The 11,488-nt window shown below is 37.9% G+C and carries 11 protein-coding genes and 1 pseudogene; 3 read left to right on the forward strand and 9 right to left on the reverse strand.

Translation table 11 applies throughout. The annotated features are described in order from the left end of the window. Positions 1 to 271: 271 nt before the first annotated feature. The gene (locus PTI45_RS13365) at positions 272 to 2,506 is read right to left on the reverse strand and encodes a heavy metal translocating P-type ATPase (protein WP_069328097.1); all 2,235 of its coding nucleotides are present in this window, start codon (positions 2,504 to 2,506) and stop codon (positions 272 to 274) included. Beyond that, entirely contained in the window at positions 2,496 to 2,873 is a 378-nt protein-coding gene (locus PTI45_RS13370; protein WP_069328098.1) for an ArsR/SmtB family transcription factor, read from the reverse strand. Before PTI45_RS13370 ends, PTI45_RS13365 begins: the two co-directional genes overlap by 11 nt. 326 nt (positions 2,874 to 3,199) lie before the next feature. On the opposite strand from PTI45_RS13370, the gene PTI45_RS13375 reads away from it, so the two are divergent. Continuing rightward, the gene (locus tag PTI45_RS13375) at positions 3,200 to 3,511 is read left to right on the forward strand and encodes an ArsR/SmtB family transcription factor (RefSeq protein WP_069328165.1); all 312 of its coding nucleotides are present in this window, start codon (positions 3,200 to 3,202) and stop codon (positions 3,509 to 3,511) included. A gap of 101 nt (positions 3,512 to 3,612) precedes the next feature. Here PTI45_RS13375 and PTI45_RS13380 read toward each other — a convergent pair whose 3' ends face one another. Beyond that, the gene (locus tag PTI45_RS13380) at positions 3,613 to 4,623 is read right to left on the reverse strand and encodes a cation diffusion facilitator family transporter (protein ID WP_069328099.1); all 1,011 of its coding nucleotides are present in this window, start codon (positions 4,621 to 4,623) and stop codon (positions 3,613 to 3,615) included. 140 nt (positions 4,624 to 4,763) lie between these two features. Then, complete coding sequence (locus tag PTI45_RS13385) at positions 4,764 to 5,633, reverse strand: LysR family transcriptional regulator (protein ID WP_069328100.1); 870 nt, start codon at positions 5,631 to 5,633, stop codon at positions 4,764 to 4,766. A gap of 170 nt (positions 5,634 to 5,803) precedes the next feature. Between PTI45_RS13385 and PTI45_RS13390 the strand changes: the two genes are divergently transcribed. Further along, a complete protein-coding gene (locus tag PTI45_RS13390; protein WP_069328101.1) occupies positions 5,804 to 6,544 on the forward strand; it encodes an SDR family NAD(P)-dependent oxidoreductase in 741 nt (246 codons plus the stop codon). Between the two features lie 25 nt (positions 6,545 to 6,569). Here PTI45_RS13390 and PTI45_RS13395 read toward each other — a convergent pair whose 3' ends face one another. The 5 genes and pseudogenes from PTI45_RS13395 to PTI45_RS23730 all read right to left on the reverse strand — a co-directional run bounded on the left by PTI45_RS13395 (position 6,570) and on the right by PTI45_RS23730 (position 10,100). After that, positions 6,570 to 7,436 carry an alpha/beta fold hydrolase gene (locus tag PTI45_RS13395; RefSeq protein ID WP_069328102.1) on the reverse strand — a complete coding sequence of 289 codons (867 nt, stop codon included), beginning with the start codon at positions 7,434 to 7,436 and terminating at the stop codon, positions 6,570 to 6,572. A 203-nt stretch (positions 7,437 to 7,639) separates the two neighbouring features. Beyond that, positions 7,640 to 8,329 (reverse strand): LrgB family protein, encoded by a 690-nt coding sequence (locus PTI45_RS13400; RefSeq protein WP_069328103.1) that lies wholly within the window; start codon positions 8,327 to 8,329, stop codon positions 7,640 to 7,642. Positions 8,330 to 8,415: 86 nt separating this feature from the next. Continuing rightward, positions 8,416 to 8,760: pseudogene (locus PTI45_RS13405) on the reverse strand (CidA/LrgA family protein); the annotation flags it as partial. A gap of 120 nt (positions 8,761 to 8,880) precedes the next feature. After that, positions 8,881 to 9,813, reverse strand: a complete 933-nt coding sequence (gene yidC / locus PTI45_RS13410) for a membrane protein insertase YidC (protein WP_083243531.1) — start codon at positions 9,811 to 9,813, stop codon at positions 8,881 to 8,883. Then, complete coding sequence (locus tag PTI45_RS23730) at positions 9,756 to 10,100, reverse strand: hypothetical protein (RefSeq protein ID WP_241669288.1); 345 nt, start codon at positions 10,098 to 10,100, stop codon at positions 9,756 to 9,758. The genes yidC and PTI45_RS23730 overlap by 58 nt, the downstream gene beginning before the upstream one ends. Positions 10,101 to 10,452: 352 nt before the next feature. Here PTI45_RS23730 and licT point away from each other — a divergent pair, with 352 nt between their 5' ends. After that, positions 10,453 to 11,310, forward strand: coding sequence for a BglG family transcription antiterminator LicT (licT, locus tag PTI45_RS13415; protein WP_069328105.1), 858 nt, complete (start codon positions 10,453 to 10,455; stop codon positions 11,308 to 11,310). Positions 11,311 to 11,488 lie beyond the last annotated feature (178 nt).

The following is an 11,488-nucleotide window of genomic DNA, read 5'->3' on the forward strand; positions in this document are numbered from 1 at the left end:
GGAATTCAAATTTGAAACTCGGCAAATATTAATATTTTGTAACTATTGACCACTTTAAGGCATAAGGATGCATCTTGTCAAACTTTATAATAAACTTTTTTGCCGATTTTTCGCTAAAAATGTGTATATTTCGTGATTTTCAGGACTTTTTAGAGTAAAGGTTACAAATCAAAAAAGATGACAATAGTAAATTTATTGTCATCAATTATTTCACAAAAAACTGTTTCAAAACCAAAAAGCCTTCATCTAACTTCGAAGGCTCCTGTTGTTTTTACTTACTTTTGAGTACTCTTAAACTGTTTAAAATCACCAATAAAGCGGCTCCCGTATCGCTCAGTACAGCTACCCATAATGTAAGCCAACCCGGGAAAATAAATATTAAAGCAACGCATTTAATCATAATCGAAAACCAAATATTCTGTTTGATAATACGCAACGTCTGACGGCTCAGTGTAATAGCATACGGCAATTGTTCTAAATGATCTGCCATTAATACAATATCCGCCGTTTCGATCGCTGTATCGGTACCTGCTCCACCCATCGCTATACCTACATCTGCTGTAGCTAGTGCAGGTGCATCATTAATCCCATCTCCTACCATCCCTACTTTTTTCCCTTGTAGTTGATACTCTTTTATTCGATTCATTTTATCTTCAGGTAATAAATGAGCAAAGTACTGATCCACCCCAGTAACTTGAGCTACTTGATGCGCAATCTGTTGATGATCGCCTGTTAACATAACCGTCGATGCTACTCCTGCTATTTTCAACTGCTGTAATGTCTCTGAAGCTGTAGATCGAACTTGATCAGCAACAGTGATAATGCCAACAATACGGTTAATTGAACCCACGACCATAATAGAGACACCTTCATGATGAAGTCTATCTATATATGCTGTTACCTTAGTGACAGGTGCTCCGATTTCTTCTAGCCATCCGACATGACCAATATAATAAGTCTGATTATCTATAGAAGCTTGTACGCCTTTGCCTGCTATTGTCTGTACAGAAGTCACAGGTAATTGAGGGATTGCATGCTGATTGGCATAAGCCGTAATAGCTAAAGCAATCGGATGAGAAGATTGTTGCTCTATCGAACTTGCAATACTCCATAATTCAGCTTCTGTAGCTTCTATCGGATACGTTCCCACCACATGAGGCTTGCCTTCCGTTAATGTACCTGTTTTGTCGAATGCTATGATCTGTAAACCTGCTATCGCTTCTAATGCAGATCCACCTTTGATCAACACGCCTTTCTTGGCTGCAATCCCTATCGCAGACACAATCGCTACAGGGGTAGAAATGACTAATGCGCAAGGACAAGCAATCACCAGTAATTCCAATCCCCGATAAAACCATTCAGACCAATCACCATTGAATAACAAAGGCGGTACGACAGATACAACAATAGCGACCCCAAAAACAATCGGTGTATAGATTGTAGCAAAGCGATCAACGAATGCTTGCATCGGTGCCTTATTCGCTTGTGCTTCTTCAACCATATGAATCATACGGGCGACTACTGTATCTTTAACTGTTGTCGTCACCTGAATCGTTAACAGTCCTTCTTCGTTTAAAGTCCCTGCATATACAATATCGCCGTTTGTTTTGGTAACGGGTTGCGATTCTCCTGTTATAGGAGCTTGGTTCACATAAGATTGTCCATCTATAATAATTCCATCCAAAGGTATTTTATCGCCAGCCCTAACTATAATGGTCTCACCTATCTGTATATCTTCTACAGGATGCTGTATCATCTTGCCCTGTTGCATGATCCAGACAGATGCAGGTGCCAGATTCAGTAATCCTTTGACTGAATAACGTGTGCGTTCTAAAGACTTCTGTTGAAGTGTGTTCCCCAGTGCAAATAAGAATACGACTGTTGCTCCTTCCCCCCATTCTCCGATCCATACAGCACCTATAGCAGCTACTGACATCAATACATTCATATCAAGTGATCGACTTTTGACTGCAAAAAAAGCACTTTTGACTGGTTTAGTTCCGCAAATAATAAGTACAGCCCCATATAATACTATCGAGACTACTGGCAAGACTGCTAACCATGTACATACCAAAGCCGTTATCAGCAAACCACCCGATAGAAACATCGGTAACCAGCTTTTCCAAAAGGAAGGCTCACTCGATCTCTCTTGCTCCTCACCCATAGGAGAAATATCAAATCCGACTCGCTTCACTTCACGCATAATTAGATTGGGTTCAGCCGTAGCTGCAATATTCATTTTACTGGTTGAGAAATGAACTTCTACAAATTCTACGCCTTTCAACTTTTTGAGACTTTTCTCAATTGTAATGGCACATGAAGGGCAATCCATTCCTTGAATTCGATATTCAGTAGACTTAACGGTATGAGTATTACGCTGATCATAAGGTATACGATCATCAGCCACAATATGTCCAGATAGCCCTTGATCGGGACTGACTATGGGAATTGAATTTTTAGCGGTAGACGCACAACATGATTTGGATTCTTGTTCTTTATTCTCCATGCTCTGCACCACCCTGTGCAGGAATCAACACTTCATTTTGTTCACAACAAGCGACTTTAGATTCAACTTCTACCAACGCTTCATCGAACATAGCAAGAAGTAATTTGATTTTGGCATTGGCAAGTTGGTAATAGACATATTTGCCTTCTTGTCTTCCGGTGATAATTCCGCACCCTTTAAGACAGGATAAATGTTGAGAAATATTCGATTGATTGCCTTGAATCGCATTTACGATCTGACTGACTGTTTTTTCTTCTTCTAATAAACAATCTAATATTTGCAAACGTGTCTTATCTGAAAATCCACGAATAAATTTAGTTCTCGTATCGATCGATATGTTAGTGTCTGCGCAATAGTTATTTTCCATAGTGTTTGTATCTCCCTGTTATCATATTAGTGAACACTGATACGTTATATATTAGTATATACTAATATGTTTGGCAATAGAGTACTACTATTTATCGAATATCGCCATACTAATGCATGTCTGAATAGTAAATCATAAAAATAGAAATATTCTGCTATTCGTAATCTCAACGATCTTTGGTATACTGTATGTAGATATTTTGTTGCATCACAGCATTTCTTTATTGAATCATAGTACTTCTATTAATTCGTGTTAGGAAGGTGAGCATATTGGAGTCGGATGCTATTATAGACGAGTGTAACCATAGCAGTGAAGCTTCACAACAGATGCTTGCACAGATAAAGAATGAGCTTATTGACGGTACAACCGCTAACGATATGGCTGAATTGTTCAAAGCATTAGGAGATCCAACACGCATTAGATTAATCTATGCTCTTTCACAAAAAGAGCTATGTGTACATGATCTATGCAGTGTATTAGATATGACTCAATCTGCAATCTCGCATCAACTTCGGTATTTACGTAATATGCGAATTGTGAAGCGGCGCAAAGTAGGCAAAACCGTTTTTTATTCGTTAGATGATTATCATGTAGAAGAGATATTTTTACAGACGCATGAACATCTGACTCATAAGTAAAAGAATCATTTTATCATATGAAGCTAGTGGTTCATGATTAACATGAATACAAAAAGGGAACTACACCGTTATGGTATAGTTCCCTTTTTTGTTTATACTCACTACTGATGCGCAATATTACATTGTATTCCCGGTGTATCAATCTGGATGGTAATATGGTTAATCTCATATTGCTCTTTGATATATTTCTGAGCTTGCTCCATCACTACGCTATAGTAAGCCTGATCTTCAATGACAATATGGCAACTTAGCAAAATAATATCTGAAGATAATGCCCAGACATGCAGATCATGTACTTCTACAACATGATCAATCTGTAGTAAAGACTGTTCTACTTCTTCAGTATGAATATTAACTGGCGTACCTTCCATCAAGATATGGATAGAATCGCGAGTCACACGGTACGCACTTAGAACAACCAGTACCGCTACAATCACACTTGCAATAGGATCGGCTAGATTCCAGCCAAAGAACATAATCAATAAAGCAGCTACAATTGCACCGACTGAACCTAATAGATCACCTAATACATGTAGAAACGCACTACGAATATTCAGATTTTCTGAAGTATCCCCACGCATCAAAATGAAAGCTGCTGCTATATTAACTAGCAAACCAATAACCGCAATTGTTAACATCCCTGCACTCATAACGCCAGGTGGATTTGCAAATCGCTGAAAAGCTTCCCAAAAAATATAGATCGAAATAACAGACAACGCCAAACCATTAATAAATGCTGCTAATACTTCAAATCGCTTATACCCGAATGTTTTGGACTTGCTCGCTTGCTTCTGTCCCCACGTCATTGCTAAATAACTAAGCCCCAGAGCCGCTGCATCACTGAGCATATGCCCTGCATCTGATAATAAAGCTAGACTGTTGGTCATTAATCCACCAATCACTTCGATAATCATATAACTGGCAATCAAGAAAAAAGATAATTTCAAAGCATTTTTATTCGCTCCATGCCCGTGAGAATGGGAATGTCCGTGTCCATGAGAATGCCCATGACTGTGAGAATGATTGTGCTTTTTGCCTTTGGAATGTTGATGTTCTTCATGATCATGATCGCATGCAGTATGTTCGGTATGGGTATGACTTTTATTACTCATTGACCTGCACCTCTATTCTTATTCAGTAGGTAATATCATAATTAAAAATAACATATGAGCACTTATTCATATATTATAGTTTAACCATGTATAATCTGCAAGTTCTACAAAGTAAATAGGATATCATTTAACCACATAATCTATTCATGTTCACTATTGATGAGCAGATTGATAAATGAAGACAACGTTGTAGAAGGTGTATTACGCTTTGAAATTACGAATTGAATACGTGCTTGTTGCAACGATATTGGCAATATATGACTATGAAGCTGTGAATAAGAATGAACGATACGTTCAGGTAATAAAGATATCCCTAGTCCTTCAGTGACTGCACGAATAATAGCTTCTACTGTATCTACTTCTATCACACGAGGTGGTTGTTGAATAGAATGACTTTTACTTTTGGTGTGATACCACTCTTCTAAATATCTTCGATACGGACAATCCGGAAATGTATTAACGATTAACCGTTGTTGAAGTAATTCTGATTCGGTCTGAATATGGTTAGCAGATACAATAACTAACTGTTCATTATATTCAAATACAGATTGAATATCTTGATGATGGTATTGACTACTAATAAAAGCTCCATCTAACTTTTGATCTATAACTTGATTCATTAATTCAATCTGTCCAAGCGTTTGAATAGAGACTTCTACATCCCTATTTTCTTCATAATAAGCAAGTAACCACTGCGGCAATCTAGAAGCCGCTACAGTCGGTGTCGCTCCTAATTGTAATTGATACGAAGGTGATTTTGCTTTTAACATGCGAGTAGCTTCATCTAACAAATCGACAATCTGATCTGCATAGCTCCACAATTGTTGCCCTGCTTCTGTAATCGTTATGCCTTTATTACTACGCTCAAATAGCGATTGACCCAGTTCTTTTTCCAACTTCTGAATACGTAATGTAACATTCGACTGTACATATCCCATTTTTAGTGCCGCTTTGGAAATAGACTGCTCTTGAGCCACAATCCGAAAAATACGCAAATCACTACTTTCCAAATCCGTTGCCACCTTTCTTTACTCGTTTTCTTATATGTAAAAACAGTAGATTTGGATATCATTATTTTTAATATCCAATATCATTTCTAACTATTATACAGACCTTTTGTCTTCTTTTACACTATCAATAGAAACAACAAACAAGTACGAAGGCTAAAGGAGCGCTATACATGGAATGGATCAATAAGGTTGTCATCGTTACAGGCGGAGGTACAGGAATAGGACAGGCAACTTGCTTACAACTTGCTGAACAAGGAGCAAAAGTAATTATTAATTACTCCCGTTCACAGCTACAAGCAGAAGAGACTGCTCTACAAATTATACAAAATGGTGGACAAGCTATCACAATTCAAGCCGATGTATCTAGGCAACATCAAGTACAAGACATGATTACAAAAGTCATCCATACGTATGGTCAAATCGATGGCTTGGTGAATAACGCCAGTATCACCAGACAACTGCCTTTTGCTGATTTGGAACAGATCACTGATGATATCTGGGATGAGCTATACAATATTAATGTCAAAGGAATGTTTTATTGTGCTCAAGCTGTAGCGCCATGGATGAGACAAGCACATCAAGGATCTATTATCAATCTGGGTAGTATTGCAGGCACTACAGGCTACGGTTCTTCTCTTCCTTATGCCGTCTCCAAAGGCGCTGTGCATACGTTAACCAAATCGTTAGCAAGAGCACTCTCTCCACATATACGTGTCAATTGCATTATTCCGGGCGCAGTAGATACACGTTGGTGGGCTGGAAATGAAGAGAAAATGGAACGTTTGACCACACAGTCATTGTTAGAGCGAGTATCGACTCCTGCTGATATCGCTTCGCTAATCTGTGCTATTTTACAACAACAATCCATGACCGGTCAGCTAGTGACTGTTGATAATGGACAAACGTTATAATTTGTCGATCATGACAAGATCAGTATTATTTAAAAAAGGCAATGAGTCGTTGACTTACTTCTGCTGGCTTATCATGTTGTATCCAGTGTGTTGCATCATCATAATGATGAATCTCTGTATTCGGTACCCATTCCGGTAGTGGATCAGCAAGGTCTTTGGATAAATGCGGATCAAGATCACCAAATAAAATAAGTACAGGTTGCTCAATTTTGCGCATCTGTGCTTTTTTGGTTGCTGATGATCGACGGAACATCGCTCGATAATAATTGATTGCTGCACTGAGCGTTTCTTTTTGCTCAAATGCTTTGAGATACACTTGCACTTCTTGATCGGAAAACGGTTCTTTCGGTTCTTTTTTGAAAATAGTCCGTAGCATATGATTGTTGTCTCTTGCCAGTGCTTTCTCTGGTAATTTAGGAATTTGGAAAAAGAACATATACCAGCTTCTCCGCAATTGCGGTAATGTACGTAATCCTGTCTGCAAACGTTCAGGATGTAGCATATTGAGAATCGCTAAACGGCGAACACGATGCGGATACATCATCGTAAAGTACCACGAGATATTACCGCCCCAATCATGCCCTGTTAAATAGACTTGTTCTTCCCCTAAATGTTCTATTAATCCATTGACATCTGCACATAACGTATCAATACTGTAATGATCTACCCCTTCTGGTTTGGAAGACAAATTGTATCCTCGTAGATCAGGAGCTACCACACGATAACCAGCTTCGATCAACATCGGAATCTGATCTTTCCATGTATACCAGAAATCAGGAAAACCATGTAGCAACATCACAGTAGGTCCTTTTCCTCCGATCACATAATGCAATTTAACTCCATTAACTTCAGCAAACTGATGTTCGATCATCGTTTCTACTTTATGGCTCATCTCTATTTGCCTCCTTAGCATGACATGTCATTATCATTTTTTTAATATACCTATTTCAACATATCTCTTCTAAGCATTACCCATAATCAGATCAATGTTACCTTTTTGATCCAAAGTCTGTTTAGATGTAAGCATGTCAAAAAAGCTATTTACCGATAGATACCGATAAATAGCTTTTTGCCAGCGTTATAATTGACCTGTATTCAATGATAAATAGCGACTAAGATCAATGGCCCGATAAAAGAAGAAACAATCGCGCTAATCGTTAATGCTAATGATCCCATAGATACAGCGATTTCCCCATGTTCAAGTGCCTTTGCGGTTCCCAGAGCATGAGAAGATATACCGAGCGCTATACCAACACTTATTGCATTTTTAACTCGAAATAATTTGAGACATCCTAGCCCTAAGATGACCCCTGTAAATCCAGCAATCATTACAAATACAGAAGTTAACGAAGCTTCTCCGCCTAGATTATTCGAAATCTGAAGCGCGACAGGTGTGGTGACTGATTTGGGAATAATCGAGATAATATAAGGCTCACTGAATCCTAATACAAGCGCCATTCCTACTCCGCTTAACATCCCGACCACGACACCAATCAAGGCGCTTCCTAGAATCGATAATCCATATTGCTTGAACAAATGACGTTGTCGATATAGCGGATAAGCAAGAGCTACTACGGCTGGGCCCATCAATTTACTGATCCATTCTCCACCCGCCATATAGGTAGAATACGAAGTATGTGTAAGCAATAAAATAACAACAATCATAAAAGTAGTCGTTAACACTGGAATAAGAACTGATACACGAACCTGTTTATACAGTAGGCTTGCTAAAATATACAAACATAGCGTCATGACAATCATCAATAGAACGATCCATATATTCATTTGGGCTGATCTCTACTTTCATAGATCAGTTGATGATCAGGGATCGAAGTAGAGGATGCTTTATTTTGATTCGAGCGATCAGCAAGTGTAATAAACCACTGTGCTACATAACCGGTCACTCCAATCGTAAATAGCGTACTGATCACAACGATAAGAATAAGCAATAATCCTTTACCTGCAAATAAATCTAAATGCTCAATCACACCAACTGTAGCGGGTATAAAGAAAAGCGGTAAATAGAATAACAGCGTATTGGCTCCTGTCTGTATCCACTTTTCAGGAAACACTTTTAACATTAGCAAAGCAAATAACAATAACATACCTAATACACTACCCGGTATAAATAAATGGAAGTATTGCTGAATCCATGTACCGATCAGATAAAATAGGTACAACACAGCAATTTGAAGCAACATTTTAACTATTTTCATCAGTATAGCTCTCCTTTGTCTTTCACTCTCTATCTCTGTTTTATCTTTATCATATCAAAAAGATCATCCTCCTTGAAAAAGAGTGATGACCTTTTGTGATTGTAAACTTTATTGTGCCTATTACGTTTTAGCAGACTTATTATTTTTCGCTTGATTGGCTTGTCGAGCTAACTTTTTAGCTTTTGTATTGCTAATCTTAGCCGGTTCTAGCATTTCAGGCTCAGGTTCTACTTCGATCTCAAGTGCTGTCTGTACAGGAATACTATTCGGATACATTTTGCGGAATAATAATGTCTGTACTAACAAGAACGATCCACTAACCATCCAGTATAATGGCATTGCCGCAGGAGCACTGAATGAGAAAAATGCCATCATAATCGGCGATAAATAACCCATTATTGCAAACTGTTTTTGTTGCTCAGGTGTCATATTGTATTGCGATACTTTAGCTTGCAGCATATACAGTAAAGCTACAATAATCGCCATAATCCAGTTGGGCTCTCCCAATTTGAACCAGAGAAAAGAGTGAGAAGCTAGTTCAGGTGTCGCACGAATTGCTGTATACATTCCGGATAGGATAGGCAATTGAATTAAGATTGGCAGACAACCGATATTTAACGGGTTAAAGCTATGCTTTTTGTAGATTTCCATCATTTCTTTTTGTTGATTTTGCTTGTCTTCTGCACCCGTTTTGTTTTCATATTTCTTTTTCAACCTGTCTAGTTCTGGTTGCATAATACTCATTTTGCGTTTCATACCTTGTTGACCTTTAGCTTGACGCATCATCAAAGGGAATAAAGCAAAACGTACAGCAAGTGTCAAAATAATAATCGCCAGACCGTAACTTCCACCGAACCATGTAGCAATATGTTCCATACTATAGGTTAATGGAAAGACAACATAATGAGTAAAAAATCCTGGTGTTGTTGAATTTACTTCTTGTACAGATGTGGTACCGCATCCTGCTAATAACATCATCATGATCAAGCCAAGTGCTAAGCCGTAAAGACGACCCTTTTTCCCCGTAAGTGTGAATCCCTTGAATAATTGCATGTTGTTCCTCCTCGTTGATGTTGTTGCTTATGGCTCAACGAGGATGGGCAATCTCCTGCATCTTCATCAGGAGCTTCCTTGCGGCGTATCATGCGCGCCAGTGTAATCGGTGTACGATGTATTGTTTTTAAAATCAGTAAAGGTAGATCGTAATGTCCACGCACTTGCCTGCTACTGATCCAAAACTCAGTAATCCCACAATAGAGATGAGCAATATATCCGTAGCTGACTGTAATCAATAGACCAATCGAAAATAAATACGGAATCCAATCATGCATTTCAAACAAGGAATTCACCTCCTTTTCCTATCCTACGATAGTTGATATGTTAATTATAACATTACTACATCCTTTTTACATAAGACAAATTACGACAATATCATGTTATTTGACGACTAAAGTATAAACGTTACAAAAAATCTGTAAATCGCTCTTGTAATCGCTTTTATTATATACTACAATAAAGTCAGTTAAAGGATTGTGACCGGTCAAGCGGGCAATGCCTGAGATTATTGTAATATCATTTTGTAGAAAAATGGTATTGGAATGATTTCGGGCATTTTTTATATCTATATTCATGTATAGCTATATCCTTTGCATTCGATTAGCCCGTTTATTTTAGAATTGTAGGTGGAAGATTATGATTATAGAGAAAATATTAAATAATAATGTGCTACTGACCAAAAATCAAAAAGGCAAAGAAATTATCGTGATGGGTCGAGGGATTTCTTTTAAAAAAGTTATTGGCGATACAGTTGACGATCATAAAATCGATAAAATCTTTATGCTAAATGAGAACGAATTTACGGCTAAATTAACCGAGTTATTAAATGAAATTCCTGTCTCCCATTTGGAGCTGGTGAATGAAATAGTGAACCATGCGAATACAGTTCTAGGTACCACGTTGAGCGATAATATTTATCTTACGTTAACAGATCATATTCATTTTGCACTAGAACGTCATGAGAAGAAGCTTCATATCAAAAATGCATTGCTTTTTGAAATTCAACGCTTTTACAAAAAAGAATATAGTGTAGGTCAAGATGCGCTGCAAATGATCAAAGACAGCACTGGCATTTCACTTGGCGAAGATGAAGCTGGTTTTATCACTCTTCATATTGTGAATGCACGTATGGATGGGAACGAAATGCAAGCTACAATTAAAATGACCGAGATTGTACAACATGTACTAAATATTGTGACTTACCATTATGGAATTGTACTGGATGAATCGTCACTCAACTACTCTCGCTTTGTGACACATCTACAATACTTTGCGATGCGACTATTGCGTAAAGAGATTCATTATAGCGGTGAAGAATTCCTTTATAATCAAGTCAAAACAGCATATGTCAAAGCATTTGAATGTGTAAGTAAAATCAATGACTATTTGGAAAAAACGTACCAGCAATCTTTAAGCAAAGACGAATATGTATATCTTACGATTCATATTCACCGGGTGACGGAGCGCACAACGATTGAAGAAGAACAATCATAATTGAATACATTCCATCCACTAGGATTGTGACTGGTTATGCAGGCAAAACCTAAACTGATGGTGAAAAGGACGTGCTCAAGCGATGTCTATTTCACCACGAGTTTAGGTTTTTCTTGTTCATAAAAGAAAATACGAGCGCCGGCAACTTCTCTTTTTTCTTTTATTGTACAGTTAAGCT

The organism is Paenibacillus nuruki (genome assembly GCF_001721045.1).
In the GTDB taxonomy this organism is placed as follows: Bacteria; Bacillota; Bacilli; order Paenibacillales; family Paenibacillaceae; genus Saccharibacillus; species Saccharibacillus nuruki.